The sequence below is a fragment of the Nocardia niigatensis NBRC 100131 genome (assembly GCF_000308655.1).
Classification (GTDB): Bacteria; Actinomycetota; Actinomycetes; order Mycobacteriales; family Mycobacteriaceae; genus Nocardia; species Nocardia niigatensis.
Map to the genome: position 1 here is coordinate 1 of NZ_BAGC01000102.1, position 17,496 is coordinate 17,496.

At 66.8% G+C, this 17,496-nt stretch carries 16 protein-coding genes; 9 read left to right on the forward strand and 7 right to left on the reverse strand.

Going from position 1 to position 17,496, the window contains the following annotated elements; translation table 11 throughout:
* Window positions 1-469 precede the first annotated feature (469 nt).
* Window positions 470-898, forward strand: coding sequence for a response regulator transcription factor (locus ON33_RS38725; RefSeq protein ID WP_083869430.1), 429 nt, complete (start codon window positions 470-472; stop codon window positions 896-898).
* An 86-nt stretch (window positions 899-984) separates the two neighbouring features.
* Here ON33_RS38725 and ON33_RS31165 read toward each other — a convergent pair whose 3' ends face one another.
* Complete coding sequence (locus ON33_RS31165) at window positions 985-1,185, reverse strand: hypothetical protein (protein WP_040862726.1); 201 nt, start codon at window positions 1,183-1,185, stop codon at window positions 985-987.
* Window positions 1,186-1,197: 12 nt separating this feature from the next.
* Entirely contained in the window at window positions 1,198-1,395 is a 198-nt protein-coding gene (locus tag ON33_RS31170) for a three-helix bundle dimerization domain-containing protein (RefSeq protein WP_040862727.1), read from the reverse strand.
* Window positions 1,396-1,812: 417 nt separating this feature from the next.
* Between ON33_RS31170 and ON33_RS31175 the strand changes: the two genes are divergently transcribed.
* A complete protein-coding gene (locus ON33_RS31175) occupies window positions 1,813-2,667 on the forward strand; it encodes an SPX domain-containing protein (RefSeq protein ID WP_040862728.1) in 855 nt (284 codons plus the stop codon).
* Window positions 2,643-2,921, forward strand: a complete 279-nt coding sequence (locus ON33_RS31180; RefSeq protein ID WP_040862729.1) for a hypothetical protein — start codon at window positions 2,643-2,645, stop codon at window positions 2,919-2,921. Before ON33_RS31175 ends, ON33_RS31180 begins: the two co-directional genes overlap by 25 nt.
* A 57-nt stretch (window positions 2,922-2,978) precedes the next feature.
* On the opposite strand, the gene ON33_RS31185 is transcribed toward ON33_RS31180, so the two are convergent.
* Entirely contained in the window at window positions 2,979-3,245 is a 267-nt protein-coding gene (locus ON33_RS31185) for a hypothetical protein (protein WP_157184802.1), read from the reverse strand.
* A gap of 168 nt (window positions 3,246-3,413) precedes the next feature.
* Between ON33_RS31185 and ON33_RS31190 the strand changes: the two genes are divergently transcribed.
* On the forward strand, window positions 3,414-3,773 hold the full coding sequence (locus ON33_RS31190; protein WP_040862731.1) for a YciI family protein: 360 nt from the start codon (window positions 3,414-3,416) through the stop codon (window positions 3,771-3,773).
* A gap of 50 nt (window positions 3,774-3,823) precedes the next feature.
* Here the strand turns inward: ON33_RS31190 and ON33_RS31195 are convergent, their stop codons facing one another.
* On the reverse strand, window positions 3,824-4,702 hold the full coding sequence (locus ON33_RS31195) for a sigma-70 family RNA polymerase sigma factor (protein WP_040862732.1): 879 nt from the start codon (window positions 4,700-4,702) through the stop codon (window positions 3,824-3,826).
* Between the two features lie 230 nt (window positions 4,703-4,932).
* On the opposite strand from ON33_RS31195, the gene ON33_RS31200 reads away from it, so the two are divergent.
* A complete protein-coding gene (locus ON33_RS31200; protein ID WP_040862733.1) occupies window positions 4,933-6,498 on the forward strand; it encodes an MFS transporter in 1,566 nt (521 codons plus the stop codon).
* A gap of 26 nt (window positions 6,499-6,524) precedes the next feature.
* On the opposite strand, the gene ON33_RS41800 is transcribed toward ON33_RS31200, so the two are convergent.
* Window positions 6,525-7,160, reverse strand: a complete 636-nt coding sequence (locus ON33_RS41800; protein WP_157184803.1) for a transposase — start codon at window positions 7,158-7,160, stop codon at window positions 6,525-6,527.
* A gap of 335 nt (window positions 7,161-7,495) precedes the next feature.
* Between ON33_RS41800 and ON33_RS31205 the strand changes: the two genes are divergently transcribed.
* The 4 genes from ON33_RS31205 (at window position 7,496) to ON33_RS31220 (ending at window position 15,466) form a co-directional block, all read left to right on the forward strand.
* Window positions 7,496-8,122, forward strand: coding sequence for a TetR/AcrR family transcriptional regulator (locus ON33_RS31205; RefSeq protein WP_040862734.1), 627 nt, complete (start codon window positions 7,496-7,498; stop codon window positions 8,120-8,122).
* Between the two features lie 46 nt (window positions 8,123-8,168).
* Entirely contained in the window at window positions 8,169-9,860 is a 1,692-nt protein-coding gene (locus ON33_RS31210; RefSeq protein WP_085996870.1) for an AMP-binding protein, read from the forward strand.
* Window positions 9,861-9,870: 10 nt separating this feature from the next.
* Window positions 9,871-13,164 (forward strand): carboxyl transferase domain-containing protein, encoded by a 3,294-nt coding sequence (locus tag ON33_RS31215; protein ID WP_040862738.1) that lies wholly within the window; start codon window positions 9,871-9,873, stop codon window positions 13,162-13,164.
* Window positions 13,165-14,041: 877 nt separating this feature from the next.
* The gene (locus tag ON33_RS31220; RefSeq protein WP_083869432.1) at window positions 14,042-15,466 is read left to right on the forward strand and encodes a wax ester/triacylglycerol synthase family O-acyltransferase; all 1,425 of its coding nucleotides are present in this window, start codon (window positions 14,042-14,044) and stop codon (window positions 15,464-15,466) included.
* Window positions 15,467-16,040: 574 nt separating this feature from the next.
* Here the strand turns inward: ON33_RS31220 and ON33_RS31225 are convergent.
* On the reverse strand, window positions 16,041-16,916 hold the full coding sequence (locus ON33_RS31225) for a glycosyltransferase family 2 protein (protein WP_040862736.1): 876 nt from the start codon (window positions 16,914-16,916) through the stop codon (window positions 16,041-16,043).
* Between the two features lie 110 nt (window positions 16,917-17,026).
* Complete coding sequence (locus ON33_RS42370) at window positions 17,027-17,164, reverse strand: hypothetical protein (protein WP_169336856.1); 138 nt, start codon at window positions 17,162-17,164, stop codon at window positions 17,027-17,029.
* Between the last annotated feature and the right edge of the window lie 332 nt (window positions 17,165-17,496).

The following is a 17,496-nucleotide window of genomic DNA, read 5'->3' on the forward strand; positions in this document are numbered from 1 at the left end:
TGGACTGACACCACGCCCTGCGCGATCGGGAATCCGGTAGCTCCCGGGGTGGAGCAAATGACCGAAATGACCCGATCGCGCGTGTGAGGGGCAGTCGTAGCGTTGGGCCAGTGGGATCGCGGTGTGGCCGGTGCGTGCCAGGGGTCCGGGTTATGCCCTTGCATCTGGCGGAGTTCACGGGCCGCAACGGCTTGGGCGAGCACCTTGATTGACGAATCCATGACGTCTCCGGCCGTTTGACCCTCGCCTGGACCGCGGACCAGCCCCTGTATTGGCACCCCCTTCTATGTCCTGGTCATGTAAACGTTATGAAACAAGTTCACAGATTCATTGCTGGAAGATTGCAGGTTGACATAGTGTCGGTGTCAGTCGATCGCGGTACCGACATTGTGAGCGCAGGATCGCCCGCAATCAGCTCCATGACGTTTGCGGATTCGACGGTCGGGGACACATCTGCGAAGGATCCACCATGAGTCAAATCCCGCGCTCTGCCACAGAATTCACGCTGCCGCCAACGCCCGGTACGGAGCCTGGCAAGGTTCTCGTCGTCGAGAGTAACCAGGCGATGGCAGAGATCGAGGCACTCGTGCTGGCCAATGCCGGCCATGAGGTGATTTCTGTCCCCACCGCGCAGCGCGCTTTGGCGCTGGCTCGGCGATGGAATCCGGACCTGGTGCTGCTCGAGCTGGACCTGCCGGATCTGCCGGGCGCGGATCTGTGCCGGCAGCTGCGGAATCGTTCACCGATTCCGATCATCGCCGTCTCCCTCGATGGCGATCCCGATGCCATCGATGACGCCTACGCGGCCGGTGCGTGTGACTACCTGCCCAAACCGCTCAGAAACGGTGAACTGCTCGACCACATCCGTGTCCATCTCACAGCACCGCAGGCGGCCTGAAACCTCTCCGATTCCGTGCCGCCAGCCAACCTGGTCGACACCCCTACCCGGTAGAAGGCCGCGAGCCAACCGCCGATCGTTCGAGATCATCGGGATCTCTGCCGCAGTCCGGGGAATCGCTGGTAGAGGTTGCGGATCTGCCGGTGGATCTGTGCGAGTTCGGCCTCGGTGGCCTGGTCCGGTTTGTCGTCTCGCCACTGGCCGCGCCGGCGACCGAGGCGTTCGGCGTAGTTTTCGAGTTCGGCGAGGAACATGCGCGCCTGGGCGGTTTCGGGATCCTCGCTCACCGGTGGCTCGTATCAGCCGGTTGCCGAAAGCCTCCGCAGTGCGCCGCGCTCGACGAGCAGCGGGATGAAATCGCGGACCGGCCGGCCGTCGAAGCCGTGGTGGATTTCGTCGACGATGCCCTCGACGGCATCGGTATCGACCGCGGGGAACTGCGCGGCAAGGCGTCGGACGAGTGCCGCGATCTGCTGATCTTCGTCATTTGCTGCCATGGTTCATGGTTGTGCGCGACCCCCTGTGTCGTCAACTACCCCGCATTCCCGGTTCGGGGAGTATTCCATGTTCGATCGCGGAAGGCACGGCAATCATGTTCCCTACCAATCTGATTGGGGATGCCGCCGGTAACGGGATTCCGGCGGCATCGGCGGCAATGCCGACCGCTCGCTCAAATTCGGCCGATACTACGGCGACCCCTGGTCAAGCCATTGTCGTTGTTTTTCGCGCCGTTTTTACCGGGACCCCGTTGCGGCAGCGGCAGCGGTCCTGCCTACGTCGAGGATCTCGAAAAGCACTGCGGGTCGTCGCGCGCGGCAACTCACCTGCGGGTGTCGGTGAGAGCGGTCACCATGAGACGCGGGTGCATCGATGACGGTGCATCGCAGGGGAATTCGCTCGAAGGGGGCCTTCCGATGGGCCGAACCACCATCCACCATCGCGCCTACGACTTGTGGACTGATGAGCGCTACGCCGAGCTGGTCGAGCTGCTGGCTACAGAGCTGACGCTCGTTGAGATCGCGCAGCGGATCGGACGCAGCGTCAGCGCCGTGCAGAGGCAGCTGCGCAAGCTGGTCCCGCTCGACTATCCGAGGCATCGCCGCGACGCCGAGGAGGTCGTGCGGGAGCTGCTGGAACCGCCGAGCTATGACTGGCGGGCGGTGCTCAAGGAGCGGGCCAAGCGCGCCAACCAGGTCTACTGGGACAGCGAGATGGTCGCGATCTTGCGCGAAGGGTGGGAGCAGGCGCGGGCGCTGGAGGAGATCACCGAGACGCTGAGGGCTTCCGAGCTCGAGGTCGCCCGCCAGCTCATGCGGATGGACCTGGCTCAGAACAGTCGTGAGGTGGTGGCCCGGTTGGGCTGCGACCCGGACGGCACCCTGGCAGGGCGTCTGCGCTTGGCCGAGGACCGGGCTGCCTCGGCGGTGTGGATGCTGGTCGTCGATGGCGCGAAGGGCACCAGCCGTATCCCGGTCGGTGTCGCCGAGGAGCGCCGCGGTCGACGGCATACGTCAGTGCACCTGGACTACGACACCGCCGACCTGTTGCTCGACGAGCTGCTGCACGCCCACGTCGACGCCGGCGGCGATATCGCCGAGGTGACCGCGTCGATCAGCGAACGCACCGTCGGCGAGCTCACCGTGGGATCCGACGCCGAGGTCGCCCGGCCGGGCCGGTTCGCACGAGCGGTCGACGCCGACCCTGACCCCGACGAACCGGTGGACCTGAAGATATTCACCAACAAATGGCGTCAGAATTCATCCTCATAGCCAGCCTGCGCAGATGCCCGAAGTCGTTTGCACAGCAGCAGCTCAACCGAATTCTCGCGTACTGCCATCAGCGGCAGGTATCCAAGAGCCGCCGCGACCGGCTGCGCAAGACGATGGAGATCCTCTACGACCGGTGTTCAGCCGGGACACACGCCGATGTCAGTGTGCACGAGGCGCGGCTCGTGTTTCTGCAGACCTACGTCGCGCTCGGTGAGCTACTGACGCTTGAGGAGCCGACACCGACCGAGGCGTAGCGAGGACAGCCGAAAGGCCGGGAAACCACTGTGTTTCCCGGCCCTTCGTCTCGGCCGCTACTCATGGGCGAGGTTGTTGGCGAGCTGCACCGCGGCGTCAATCATGTTGTGCGCCCGGCGGATCACGCCGCCGCAACCATGTTCACGTTTCCAAGAGCCGGGACCGTCGTGGCAGGGCGGCCCGGAATGCAAAGTCTCGATCCACCGATTCGGCGGACCGCCGCGACGGCGGTTGCTGTAGCGAAATCGGCTGGTGGCCAGCACTTCCCGCGGTCGATCGTGGAGGTCGAGGGCAACGCCTACGCCGACCGCCGGCACCGCCACCAGGTGATCTCGTTGCGGCCCCGGCCGAGCACCCGCAGGAATACGGCAAACCATGGTGCCCCGCCGGTCACTACGAGGAAACCGTCTGCCGGGATTCGGTCACATAGGTCCCGTGTCCAGGCTCATGGATGTGTGCGAGTGGCGCACACATCCATGAGGAGGAGCCAGATGCAGTTCGTGTTGGTGATCTACCACGGCAACGCTCCGTTGCCGGGTACGCCGGAGGCGGAGCGGATGCCGGAGGAGGACAAGAAGGCGGCTTTCGCTGACTACGCCGCCCTGGCGGAGATGGAGAACTGGAGCGGCGCACCGCCGATGGGTTTGCCACAGAACGCGACGACCGTCACGGTGACCGACGGTGCGACCGTACTCACCGAGGGACCGTGGCTCGGCACCAGGCACGCGGTCGGCGGTTTCGCGGTGGTTGAGGCCGCCGATTTGGATGCCGCCGTCGCGCTCGCTGCTCGTGTCCCGCAGGCACGGCTGGGCGGCGCGGTCGAGGTGCGGCCGTCGGTCAAGCTCTTCTGAAAGGGCCGGGCCCGGCGTGTTTTTCGCACGCCGGGCCCCAGGGCATCGGGTCAGTCCGGTCGACTGTCAACTTCGGCTGCGACACGGCGGACGCGGTCGGTATCGCGGATGACGTCGATCCTGACGATCCTGTCGTCGGCGACGGTGAACACCATCACGGCATACGGCTGCTCGTCGCGAATGGACAAAGCACCGATCGCCCCATTCACCACCAGATGGCGCAACCGGCCGCCGCGCGGAACACGCACTTGTTCAGCCACGGCCGCTGGACCACTGACAACACTCGCGGGACGGCCGGCACCGTAGTCTGTCCGCAGCACGATGTCGGGGTCGAGAACCTGGAGCAAGGCGTCGAGATCGGCGTCGCGGGCGGCCGCATAGAACGCATCGACCACCTTCCGCTGCCGGGCCAGATCCGGATCAGGTCGAGGAACCTCAGCTCCGTTGACGCGCCGCCGCGCACGGCTGGCGAGCTGCCGCGTGGCGGCCGGGGTACGACCGACGATGTCGGCGATGTCGGCGAACGGCAGGTCGAACATGTCGTGCAGCACGAAAGCCACACGTTCAGCCGGCGCGAGCCGCTCCAGCACCATCAATAGCGCCACTCCCACCGCGTCGGCGAGCATCATCTCCTGTTCAGGATCGAGACCTGCATCGGAGACGAGCAGCTCCGGCAACTGGGTATCGAACGGAACTTCCCGGCGCTGCCGACGAGAACGCAACTGGTGCAAGCACTCCCGCGCGACAACCGTGGTCAACCAACCGCCGAGGTTGTCGATCTCCGCAGATCCGGTCCGGCTCAACCGCAACCAGGCATCCTGTACCGCGTCCTCGGCTTGGTCCACCGAGCCCAGCATCCGATACGCCACCGCACGCAACCGGGGACGTTCCTTCTCGAAGCACTCGGCGAGCCACTGGGCCTCGTCCATCTGTCACACCCTCCCAACGTCACGACTCACCCACATGAGCCGCCATCCCTCACAGACGTGACAGCGCTCGAGAACACCACCGCGATTCGCCTGCGATCCAGCGCGGCGCGCAGCGACGTCGGCGGGCGGTTGGGCGATTCCGGCGGTGGCTGTCACATCCGCGGGAGGTGGCGGTTCATACGGCGGTGCGGGTAACGCACTCGATCTGATCATGAAACGGAGCGCCTCGTATGACCGAGACAATCACCCCGGGCCGAAAATGGGGCACGGTCGCCATCGCCTGCCTGGCCATGCTGCTGATCGCGCTGGACATGACCGTGCTCCACCTGGCCGTACCCAAACTGACCGAAACCCTCAAACCCACAGCGACTCAGTTCCTGTGGATCGTCGACATTTACGGCTTCCTGCTGGCCGGGTTCCTCATCACGATGGGCAACCTCGGCGACCGGATCGGCCGCAAGAAGCTCCTGCTGATCGGAGCGACTGTCTTCGGCCTCGCCTCAGTAGCTATCGCATTCGCGCCCAACCCGGCGTGGCTGATCGCGGCTCGGGCGTTGCTCGGCATCGCGGGCGCCACCTTCATGCCGTCCACACTGTCGCTGATCCGCAACGTGTTCGACGAGCCGAAGGAACGCACCGCGGCGATCGGCATCTACAGCAGCGTCGGCCTTATCGGGTATGTCGTCGGCCCGCTGGTCGGTGGCGCACTGCTGTCCAATTTCTGGTGGGGCTCGGTATTCCTGATCAACGTGCCGGTGGTCGCAGTAATCATTGCGGTCGGCATCGCGGTGGTACCCGAGTCGCGTAACCCGGCACCGGGCAAGCTGGATCCGGCCAGCGTGTTGCTGTCGATCATCGGCGTACTCGGCATCGTCTACGCGATCTCGGAAGTATCCGACAAGGGGATCGGCCATCTCGACGTCGCCGTGGCCGCAGTGTTCGGCGTGGTCGGCCTTGCGCTGTTTCTCTACCGGCAGACCAGGCTCGCGACACCGCTGATCGACGTTGGGCTGTTCCGGCAGCGCGCGTACTCCGCGACGATCGCCGCGACGGTGGTCACCATGTTCGCCAGCCTGTCCGTGTCGCTCCTGCTCGCCCAGTACCTGCAGCTCGTCACCGGCTGGTCACCACTGAAGGCCGGACTGGCCCAACTGCCCGGATTGCCAGCCCTGGTGGCGGGCCCCATGTTGGTTGCACCACTCGTCGCCCGACTCGGTCGCGCCGCCACTATCGCTATCGGATTGGCCCTGCTCGCCACCGGTTTCGCGCTCTACGCCCAGGTCGATGTGCACGTCAACTATCCATACCTGCTCCTGCCGATGCTCGTCTTCGGAACAGGACTGCCGATGACGCTGGTCGTATGCACGGACACCGTGCTCGCGACAGTCCCGAGAACACAGGCCGGTGCAGCCTCCGGGATCGCCTCGACCGCACAAGAACTCGGCGGTGCGCTCGGCATAGCTGTGATCGGCACCGTGCTCAGCGTCGTCTACCGCAGCAACCTCACGCTGCCCAGCGACCTGCCCGCCGGGGCCGAAAAACCGATCCGCGACAACCTCGGTGCGGCACTCAGCACCGCCGCCCAACTTCCGCCCAAGGTCAGCCGCCCGGTCATCGACGGGGCCAGACAGGCATTCGTTGACGGTATCCATCTGACCATGTACTGGAGCGCAGGCGTGATCGCCGTACTCGCGGTGTGCATGCTGTATCTGCTGCGCGGCGTACCCAAGGTGATCGAAGACATCGAGGGGCAAGCAGAGCAATCAGTGGTCGAAGCTCCTCATGCAGGGATCTGACCTGCGTCGGACACTTCCTCTACACGTCAAACTGACGAAACACTTTGGACCTCAGGCATATTCGACGTTGGTGGAACATTCGCGACGCGCCGGAGAACTTGCCACTGAATCGTCTGCTGGCCCACGCGCGATGGCAGCTCGTTGTCGCGGTTGGCGCAGCGAGCTGCCTCGCTGATTTGGGAGTAGCCGCGGCTTCCGCATCTGATCGCGCCGGCCGGATAGGGGTTCAGGTAGCGGTGCAGCGAAGTCTTCGGGATACCGGTCATGGTGGCGATTTCACCAAGACTGCTTCCCTGGCCCGCAGGTCGCCGGTGATGCGGGGCGAGCCGTAGGTGCCGTTCGAGGCCCGGTGGTGGGCAAGGATTTTCACCTCCAGATCCCGGCGCCGCTGCACCCGCGGTGAAGGTTCCGCCCCGACACGGATCTGCAGGACACTCCGCGCGCTCATCGGCCGAAAGCGATTGGCTACCAGCGGAATCAGGCCTTCGGCTTCCGCCGGCAGCGGCCATCCGACGGCGTTCTTCGCGCACCCACTTGTGCAGCAGATTCTGGTGCACGTCCAGCTCGCGGGCGATCTCGCGGACCGGGCGGCCCGAATCGATCACCCGATGCGACGCTTCCACCCGGTACTCAGGCGAATACGATCGACGCGGACGAGGCATGGTGAACATCCTTCCAGGGACCATCGGTCCCGCTATCTCGGATGTCCACTACCTCAGGGGAACCCCACAGGAACTCGTCGACTGTTGATATCAGCCAGAAGCCTTGGGGTGGCGAGGCCGTGATCGACGTGCCCGCGCCGTGACCTGAAGATCAACGGCGGCCTCATCTTGTGCCGTTGACGCCAGCGGAACGTCCGCTACCACAACGCTTTCCGGACTGCGTTCACATGGGCATGGCGGCGAAATCACTCGCCGCTGCCGCCCGGAGGAGTGGTTGCGGACTGGACACCTCTGCTGGAACATTCTTGACGTTGACGTCAACGTCAACACATACTGTGACGGTGACCACCAGCGAGCAGCAGAAGCGGGCGCGCTCGGCGCGCCAGGCCAGCGACAGCCGACGCCGCCGGGAGCTGCTGGCCGCCGCTGCCCGGTGCTTCGCCGACCTCGGCTACGAGGCCACCACCGCGCAGGCGGTCACCACGCGCGCCGAGGTCTCCCGGGCGACGTTCTACGCGTACTTCTCCTCGAAGGAGGAGGTGTTTCGTGCCGTCACCGAGGGTGTCTGCCAGCAGTTTCTCGATGCCCAGCATCTGGAGGGGCCGGCCGTCGACAACTTGCGCGAGGTGCTGCGCGCCACGACCGCCGCCGTGATCGAGGTGATCTTCGAGCACGGTCCGCTGGTCGGCCTGATCGACCACCGGGCGCAACTCGATCCCGAGATCGGCGCGCTGTGGTCGGCTGTGCGCGCCCGGCTCGTCGCCCGCTACGTCCGGTTCATCGACAGGATCAACGACACCGGCGCGGGGACGCCGTGCGCGCCGTCCGCCACCGTCGCGCAAACCCTCGCCGACGCCCAACTCGTGGGTGCGGCCCGCCTGGCATCCGCGACGGATGAGACCCGGGCCCAGTACATCTCGGACATGATCGCGATGTCCGAGCGCCTCATCGGGTTCGCCTGACGCCCTGGGGCTTCGGCAACGAAGAAGAAGTGGAGTTTCCATGACCATGGCGCCATCGCCGGTACTCGAAGCGGCGCTCGCCGAGGTGCGGCAGTTACAGCAGGCCAACTGGCCGGCCGAGGTGCCGCGTGAAGTTGAGTACCCGCTCGGAACGCAGGGCCTGGTCGACTACCTGCGGCACTGGGCGTCCGCGCGTCCGGACACCGTCGCCATCGCCTTCTACGGTCGCGAGATCAACTACGCCGAGTACGACGAGCTCTCGGACCGCTTCGCCGGCTGGCTACTCGCGAACAGCGCGGTCGCCGGCGACCGGATCGGCGTGAACCTGGGCAACTGCCCGCAGTTCCACATCGCCATGCTCGGCATCCTCAAGATCGGTGCCGTACATGTGCCGATCAACCCGATGCTGCGTGAACATGAACTGGCACATGAGCTCTCGGACGCCGGTGTGACGATCGTGCTGACCCAGCCGGCGCTGGCTGGGTTCGTCGAGTCGGTACGCGAGCGGACCCCGGTACGGCTGGTCGCCACCACCGACCTGTCGGACATGCTGACCGAGCAGGCCGTCGGCGCGCCATTCGAGGTCACCGACCCGGCCGCCACCGACTGGCGCGAGATCATGGAAAGCCCTCGCGCCGAGCCGATCCCGACCGACCCGGACGCGCTGGCCGCTTTGAACTACACTGGCGGCACCACCGGCATGCCCAAGGGCTGCGAGCACACCCAACGGCATATGGTCTACACCGCCGCAACCGCCACCCTGGCGATGGGACGTCAAGTCGGTGAGAACCCGCCCACGGCGTTGGTATTCCTGCCGGTGTTCTGGATCGCCGGTGAGGACTTCGGCATCCTGCTGCCGCTGGTGAACGGCGGCACCGTGGTACTGATGGTCCGCTGGGACGCAAGGGTCGCGCTCGAGTCGATCGAACGCTACCGGGTCACCTCGATGGTCGGCACCGTCGACAACTACGTCGAGTTGATGAGCAGCCCCGGCTTCGACGGCCGTGACCTGTCCAGCCTCGACACGCCGATGGCGGTCTCCTTCGTGCTCAAGCTCGGCTCCGACACCCGGGCCCGGTGGCGGGCGGCGACCGGACACGTGCTGCGCGAGGGCAGCTACGGCATGACCGAGACGCACACCGCCGACACCATCACCCTCGGCTTCCAGTCGGATGACTACGACCTGAGCGGCGACCCGGTCTTCTGCGGACTCCCGGTGCCCGGCACCGACATCCTGATCGTCGATCCGGACGGTACTCCGGTCCCGGTGGGGGAGCAGGGCCAGATCATCATGCGCAGTCCCTCGATCATGACCGGGTATTACCGCAACACCGCCGCCACCACCGATACCCTGCACGACGGCTGGCTCCAGACCGGTGATCTCGGCAAGTTCAGCGAGCGAGGAGCGCTGCACTACCTGGCCCGAAACAAAGAGATGATCAAGACCAACGGGATGAGTGTGTTCCCGTCCGAGGTCGAGGCGCTGCTGATGCTGCACCCGGCGATCGAGGCAGCCGCCGTGGTCCCGAAGTCGGACCGCGACCGCGGTCAGGTCGCGTTCGCGTTCGTCCAGTTGGTCGACGGCGATGCCACCACCGCCGAGGAACTCGTCGGGTGGGCCCGCGAGAACATGGCCGGGTACAAGGTCCCGGAGATCGAGATCCTCGATCTGCTGCCGATGACCGCCACCGGCAAGGTACGCAAGGGTGATCTCTTCGCACTGGTCGAGGAGCGCTGACATGACCGAGATGTCCATGGCCACTGTCCTGGTCGCCAACCGCGGTGAGATCGCGCTGCGGATCATCCGCTCCGCCACCGAACAGGGCCTCGACACCGTCGCCGTGTACGCCACCGACGACGCCGACGCCCCGCATGTCGCCGCCGCGACCACCGCCGTCGCGCTTGCCGCAGCCGGCCCCGCCGCGTATCTCGACCGGCAGGCGATGCTCGCCGCGGCGGCGGCCACCGGCGCGACACTGGTGCACCCGGGCTACGGATTCCTCAGTGAGAACGCCGAATTCGCCCGCGACTGCGAGGGCGCCGGACTGACGTTCGTCGGACCCGATGCGGCGTTGCTCGACCGCTTCGGGGACAAGGCGTCCGCTCGGGCCGCCGCGGTCGGTTCGAACGTGCCGGTCCTCGCCGCCACCGAGGGCGGCGTCAGCGAGGACGATGTGCGCGATTTCCTCGCCGCACACCCGCGCGGCGTGATGATCAAGGCGCTCGCGGGTGGTGGCGGTCGGGGCATGCGCCCGGTCCGCTCGCCGGACGAGGTTGCCGACGCCTACCGAGCCTGTGCGTCCGAGGCCGAACTCGGCTTCGGCAATCCCGCACTGTTCGCCGAGGCGCTGTGCGAGGGCGCCCGGCACATCGAGGTACAGATCGTGGCCGCCCCGGACGCGGACGGCACCACCCGCGCACTGGCGCTCGGCGACCGCGACTGCAGTGTCCAGCGCAGGCACCAGAAGGTGATCGAGGTCGCGCCCGCCCAGCGGTTGAGCGAGCGGACCCGGCTCGAGTTGCATCGAGCCGCCGCCCGTCTGTGCGCCGATCAGGGCTACCGCGGCCTGGCCACGGTCGAATTCCTGGTCACCGGTGAGGAATTCGTGTTCCTCGAGGTCAACCCGCGGATCCAGGTCGAGCACACGATCACCGAAGAGGTCACCGGCACCGACCTGGTGACGGTGGGCCTGGACATCGCACGCGGCGCGTCGCTCGCCGACCTCGGCCTGCCCGCGGGCATCGTCGCACGCGCAGGCGAGGTGACCGGGACCGCGGCCGAAGCCTGTGGCATCGCGGTGCAGGCCCGGGTCAACATGGAGTCGATGACCACGGACGGGCGCACGGTTCCCGCGGCGGGCACCCTGACCGCGTTCTCGGCGCCGACCGGCCCGGGCGTCCGGGTGGACACCTACGGCCGGCTCGGACTGACCACCAGTCCGCGCTACGACTCGTTGCTGGCCAAGGTTATTACCCACACCCGCGCTGACGACTTCGCGGCCGCGCTGCGCAAGACCGACACCGCGCTGCGCGAGTTCACCGTCGAGGGCGTGAGCACCAACATCTCCTTCCTGCGGGCGGTACTGGCGGACAAGGACTTCGGGTCCGGAGCCGTGTCCACCTCGCACCTGGAGGACCGGATCGCGGACCTCGCCGCGGCCGCGGCGGACAAGGCCGCCGAGTCCGGCACCACCACATCGACGCAGCCCTCCCCACGGCCCGCGGCCCCCGAACTCGACCTCGTCGCCGGTGACGAGGTCGTGCGGGCCGATCTGATCGGGGTCGTGGTGGAGGTCACGGACGTCGACGACACCGTGCTCGTGGGAGCCCCGCTGGTCGTGCTCGAGGCGATGAAAATGCAGCACGTGCTCGCGGCGCGGAGTGATTCACGTGTGGTGCGGGTGCTTGTCGAACCCGGTCTGTCGGTGAACATCGGTGATCCACTGGTGGTCGTTCGTGCGGCGACAGCCGGTGCGGAGGCGACGGCCGCTGCGACCCTCGATCTCGACCACATTCGCCCCGGCCTCGCCGAGGTGATCGCCCGGCACGAGCTCACCCTCGACGCCGCCCGGCCGGCGGCGGTCGCCAAGCGGCACAAGGTCGGTCGCCGCACCGCGAGGGAGAACATCGCCGATCTCGTCGACGAGGGCAGCCTCGTCGAGTATGGTGCCCTGGCCCTGGCCGCCCAGCGGACCAGGCGTACCGAGCAGGACCTGATCGAAAACACGCCTGCCGACGGGCTGATCGCCGGGGTCGCGACGATCGGGGCCTACACGTTCGGCGCGCCCGCCGCGGAGGCCGTCGTCATCTCCTACGACTACACCGTGCTCGCCGGTACCCAGGGCATGCGCAACCACACCAAGACCGACCGGATGCTGGAAATAGCCGCGCGCAAACGGATTCCGCTGGTGCTGTTCGCGGAGGGCGGCGGCGGTCGGCCCGGCGACACCGACGCGAACGGTGCCAGCGGCCTGGAGCTGAGCACGTTCCGCGCGATGGCCGGCCTCCGTGGCGTCGTGCCGACCGTCGCCATCGTGTCCGGACGCTGCTTCGCGGGCAACGCGGCCCTCGCCGGTGCATGTGACGTGCTGATCGCCACTCCCGACGCCAACATCGGCATGGGCGGGCCCGCGATGGTCGAGGGAGGCGGTCTCGGTGTACACCGGCCCGAGGACATCGGTCCGATCGACGTGCAGACCCGCAACGGGGTCGTGCACCTGGTGGCCCGCGACGAGGCGAACGCCGTCGAGTTGGCGAAGAAGTACCTGTCGTACTTCCAAGGCACTGTCACCGACTGGACCGCGCCGGACGAGCGGCTCACCCGTCACGTTGTGCCGGAGAACCGCCTGCGCGCCTACGACGTTCGCACGGCGATCGAGGCGATCGCGGACGTCGGCTCGGTGCTGGAGTTGCAGCCCGCCTACGGCCAGGGCATGGTCACCGCGCTCATCCGCGTCGAGGGTGTCGCGTACGGTGTCGTCGCCAACTCCAGCCTCCACCTCGGTGGCGCGATCGACGCGGAGGCCGCCGACAAGGGTGCCGACTTCCTCACGATGTGTCAGGCGCACGGGTTGCCGGTGGTGACCCTCTGCGACACCCCAGGATTCATGGTCGGCCCGGAGTCGGAGAAGGAGGCGACGGTGCGGCGCTTCGGCCGGTTGTTCGTCGCCGGTGCCCGGCTGACGGTGCCGTTCGGGACGATCATCCTGCGCAAGGGCTACGGTCTCGGCGCGATGGCGATGGCCGGCGGTTCATTCCATGCACCGGAGTTCACCGTTGCCTGGCCCACAGGTGAGATCGGACCGATGGGGCTCGAGGGCGCGGTGCGGCTCGGCTTCCGCAAGGAGCTCGACGCCGTCGCGGATCCGAAGGAACGGGACGCCCTGTTCACGACGCTCGTCGGGCAGGCGTACCAGCAGGGTAAGGCGCTCCACGCGGGTACCACGTTCGAGCTCGACGACGTGATCGATCCGGCGCAGTCGCGCGCCTGGATCCGGCAGCTGGGCCGAGCACGGTTCCCGGGCACACCGCTGGTCAGCTGACCTCCCGATAAGCCGAGGCTCAACGAAGCCCGCCGCACGTTCTGTGCGGCGGGCATCCGCACGTGTTCGTGGATGGATGAAAGCCCCTGGACCTTCGCGTCAGACCGGGCAGCAGTCGTTCTCGCGCCGCCCCGGCCTGTTGAGCAGGTTGGATTGCGCCCGGCGCACCACGACGCTTGTCTTGGGGGTTGTCGCCCCAGGGCATGCGGTCGTGGATTGCCCCCGTCCCGCAGTTGAGTCGACAGCTTCCTGGGGACGATACAGCCGGATTTTGCTCGGCGGTCGCGGCAAGGTGGTTCGTGATGCGCATCGTTCGGACTCGGGGAACAGGCGTCGGGAAGCCTCGTGCATTGTGCGGATTCTGGTGTAGCAGTGGACGAAGGGAGCAGCCGATCGTCGCCGTCGGCGGCCGGTAGTGTGAGGACAGGGACGCTCTGTCCGGCGGTGGCGGGTCGCTTCATGGTGCCACTGCGAAAGCGTCGGCTTTGCGCTGTGGCGAACCACTGCACCGCACTGGTTCCAGCCCGCGAAGGTATAGCGCAGTTCTGCCCGTTGCGGATCGCACAGCCCAGGATCCGGTCCGGGGGCAGGTGCTCAGTCGACGGTGATGAGTGCCGAGTGATCGACACGGTCGGATCGGTCGCGAGCCATGCGGTCAGGCCTTCGCTCGAGTTGCGTTGGCGGACAGAGCCTTCCACCCGGAATCCGCTCGACGTTCGTCGTCGGAAAGCCCGTGGCCGGCGGTCATCGACGAATGGCCCATAACGCGATGGCTTCGGTATCTTCCGCGCCGCGGGGTGAGAGCCGATGATGGTCATGGAAGTAGATTCACCGGCCGAGCGAGCCTTCGCGGTGGCTATCAGGGTAGGTGCTCGAGATGAGCCGAATGACGCCGCTGGACGCGGGATTCATGGCCATGGAAGACGCGGACCGGCATGTCAGTCTGGGGCTCGGCACGGTCGCGATCATCGAAGGGCCGCCACCCTCACGCGACGAGATGCGCGCGTACGCGCACCGGGCGCTGGAACGACATCGGCGGCTGCGGTTACGGGTGCGCGGCATGGCCTTGGGATTGCAGGTGCCGGTGTGGGAGGAAGACCCGAATTTCTCCCTGGGACACCACATTCGGTGGGCCGCGCTGCCGGCGCCAGGTGACGAAGCGGCGCTGCGGGACCTGATCGCGACCGAACTGACCGCACGGCTGGACCGCGATCACCCGCTGTGGCGGCTGGTGGTGGTCGAAAACCTCGCCGGTGGCCGCTGGGCGATGCTCCTGCTGGCCCATCACACGATGGTCGACGGAGTCTCCGAGATCACCGCGTTCGAGGGCCTCTGTGATCCGGTGGACGGCGAGGCGATCGGCGCGACCGGGCCGCGCGAAAACCCTTCACGCTCCGGGCTTCCGGCGACGAGGGGCTTGCTGGGGTCGATGTGGTGGGCACTGCGATTGCCCTACACCGTGCCGCGGACCGCCTTCGGCGCGATACGGGCGGCGGGGCCGGTGCTGTACGCCGCGATCGCCCCGGCCGAGGCATCCTCGTTGAACGGTCCCATCGGACGCCAGCGCCGTTATGCCATTGCGCGGACGGACTTGCCGCAGGTGCGCGAGATCGGCGCCGCGTTCGGCGTGACGGTCAACGATATCGCGGTCGCCGCCATCGCCGCCGCCTACCGGCGGCTGTTGCTGAGCCGGGGCGAGCAGCCCGCGCCCGGCAAGCTGCGGATCGTCGTCCCGGTGTCCAGACGCGGCGCGGACGCGAAAACCGTTCTCGACAATCGGGTTTCGGCCATGATCCCGGATCTGCCGATCGAGGTCGAGGATCCTGTCGAACGCTTGCTGGCCGTCCACGAACGGATCCAGGGACACAAATCTCGCGGCGAGGTCGAGGCTGAGCGAACGATTCTCGCACCGGCCCAACGGCTGCCGTTCTGGTTGATAGCCACGGTGTTCCGCCTCGCGGCCTATTATCCGCAGCGGGGTGTGGCAGCGTTGGCGACCAACATCCCCGGTGCCCCACACGGGTTGGCCATAGGTGGTCGGCGAGTGCTGGAGATGTGGCCCTGCATCCCGATCGCCCTGCGGGTACGGAGCACCATCGCGATTCTCAGCTATGTCGACCAGCTGACTTTCGGGATCACCGGTGACTACGACACCACACCCGATATCGACGCGATCGCCTCGGGGATCATGAGCGAGATCTCGGTGCTGTCGGCGCACGCGCGCGGTGTCCCAGCCGGTGCCGGGTTGCGCCACCACACCGATACCGGCACCGTCGGTGAGCAGCCTGCCGGCCGGTCATGAGGTCGTCGTCGTTCCTCATGCGGGCTTGACGACCTGTTGCCCGGTAGGCGGTCGAGCATCGAACTCGATTCAGCCGTGCCGGGCGCAGCGCGGACCGCTTCATAGAGCCACTGCACAGAGCCACTGCTCGGTGTGGATACGACCCGTGAGGTCCGCATGGCCGAAAAGTCAAGGTAGGACCGGCTACCGCAGATAATTTCCCGAGTCGATACTGCCCATGCGGGGCATTCGCCCAGGTTGGCACTTGAGTTACCGCAGATAGTGGGGCGCCTATCTGCGGAAGCTCCTTGGAGTGACTTTTCGCGGAAGTGGGCCGGTCAGTACCGAAATCCCTTGCAGCGCAAGCGATTGAGTCGGTCGCGATTGGCTACCGTGACTTTTCGCCGAGTTGGATCTCACGGGCCGCGACGGGAGGCCGTTGCAGTGTCGCCAACGTTCCTTGTGCGCCCAGCCTGACATCACAGACCTTCGAACTGCGCCCAGTGCACGCCCAGCTCCGGCCCGGGCAACGCCATCGTCCAAAGCTCCTCGACGACATTCACACGGGTGTGGGCTTGGACGAGCAGGCCTTCGACTAACGGTTCTTCACACGTTGGGCCAGCGCGGTGCGCGCCACCGCCGCCGTGCCGCGCACGATCAGTCCGGCCGCGACCAGCGGCGCCAACATGATCCACGGTGAGCCCTTGTGGAAGTCGCAGTAGAAGCGCAGGGCGCTGAGGTGGTGGGTGCGGATCTTGCGGAATGGCGCGGACCGCATGCTTCCGCCTTCGCGGTGGCGGATCTCCACGCTCGGATCGAGAACAACCCGCCAGCCGCCGCGATGCATGTCCAGGGCCATCTTGGTTTCCTCGAAGTAGAGGAAATAGCGGTCGTCGAACCCGCCGACGGCGTCGAACGCCTCACGGCGAAACAGCATGCAGCAACCGGAAATCCAGTCCACATCGCTGACCTCGGTGACCGGTTTCCCGAAGTAGCGGCGCGTGGCCGGGTTGCCCGGCCACGCCCCGCCCAGCAGCGCGTGGGCGATGCCGACCGCCAGCGACGGGAACCGCCGCCCACTCGGATACAGGGTGCCGTCCAGGCGGGCGATCCGCGGGCCGATCATGCCGATGCGCTCATCGGACTTCGCCGTCTCCACCAGCGCGGCGATCGAACCGGGCGTGAGCTGGGTGTCGGGGTTGGCCACCAGAATCCATTCCGCGCTGGTCGCGGCGGCGCCCTGGTTGATCGCCGCCGCCAACCCCACATTGCGGGCGTTGCGGATGACCCGGCCGCCGAATTCTTCGACGATGTCGGCGCTGCGGTCGACGGAGACGTTGTCGATACCGATCACGTCCACCGCGTACGGTGCCACCGCCGACGGGAGCGTCTTCAGGAATCCGGGCAGATCCTCCGCACTCTGGTAGGTAACCAGAGCCAGGCCGACAGCCTTCTCATCCGAGCTGGGCATGACGGCGAACCTACCACCCTGCTGCGGCGCCTGCGCCGCGGATCAAGGCACGGACCAGGCGGTATGTACACATACCCACGGCCGGCTCGACCGCGTCGACGCCAGGGGCCTCAGCGTTCCCGGCGGCGGTCAGGAGGTTCCCTGAGGCGGTCGGGCCCGATGACGGTGGGGTTTTCCAGGGCGTAGATGCGGCGTTCCAGCACATCGAAGGCGTCCTGGCTGGGGTTCCGGACTCGCCGAAAATCCAACGAAGTTCGGGATGTGTGCTGGTAGAGGGTGTTAGAGGGTGATCTGCTGGTTCCGGATGCGGCGTGGGGCGGGTGTTGTCGGCATCGGCGCCGATGAGATTGGTTGGGGCGCTGGAGGGCTGGGTTCGTGTCGGGGCAGACATCGCGGTCGGCGGCTGGATTCCCGCCACGCCCACCGGGAAACCGGTCACCGCAAGGGGCCAGAACCGACCACGGGCCCGGGAACACCACCCACACCCCCGACCCCAGCCCCAGGCGAGGCAGGAAACAAAAACTTCGCACACAATTTCCCTGCGTTTTTTCGACGCCGAATCCGAATAGCGGCGATCCCC

Bases quoted from the DNA above. Each gene is read 5' to 3' on its own strand.
- ON33_RS38725 (WP_083869430.1), top strand. From the start codon at position 470: ATGAGTCAAATCCCGCGCTCTGCCACAGAATTCACGCTGCCGCCAACG.
- ON33_RS31170 (WP_040862727.1), bottom strand. From the start codon at position 1,395: ATGGCAGCAAATGACGAAGATCAGCAGATCGCGGCACTCGTCCGACGC.
- ON33_RS31175 (WP_040862728.1), top strand. From the start codon at position 1,813: ATGGGCCGAACCACCATCCACCATCGCGCCTACGACTTGTGGACTGAT.
- ON33_RS31180 (WP_040862729.1), top strand. From the start codon at position 2,643: ATGGCGTCAGAATTCATCCTCATAGCCAGCCTGCGCAGATGCCCGAAG.
- ON33_RS31190 (WP_040862731.1), top strand. From the start codon at position 3,414: ATGCAGTTCGTGTTGGTGATCTACCACGGCAACGCTCCGTTGCCGGGT.
- ON33_RS31195 (WP_040862732.1), bottom strand. From the start codon at position 4,702: ATGGACGAGGCCCAGTGGCTCGCCGAGTGCTTCGAGAAGGAACGTCCC.
- ON33_RS31200 (WP_040862733.1), top strand. From the start codon at position 4,933: ATGACCGAGACAATCACCCCGGGCCGAAAATGGGGCACGGTCGCCATC.
- ON33_RS41800 (WP_157184803.1), bottom strand. From the start codon at position 7,160: ATGCCTCGTCCGCGTCGATCGTATTCGCCTGAGTACCGGGTGGAAGCG.
- ON33_RS31210 (WP_085996870.1), top strand. From the start codon at position 8,169: ATGGCGCCATCGCCGGTACTCGAAGCGGCGCTCGCCGAGGTGCGGCAG.
- ON33_RS31215 (WP_040862738.1), top strand. From the start codon at position 9,871: ATGTCCATGGCCACTGTCCTGGTCGCCAACCGCGGTGAGATCGCGCTG.
- ON33_RS31220 (WP_083869432.1), top strand. From the start codon at position 14,042: ATGAGCCGAATGACGCCGCTGGACGCGGGATTCATGGCCATGGAAGAC.
- ON33_RS31225 (WP_040862736.1), bottom strand. From the start codon at position 16,916: ATGCCCAGCTCGGATGAGAAGGCTGTCGGCCTGGCTCTGGTTACCTAC.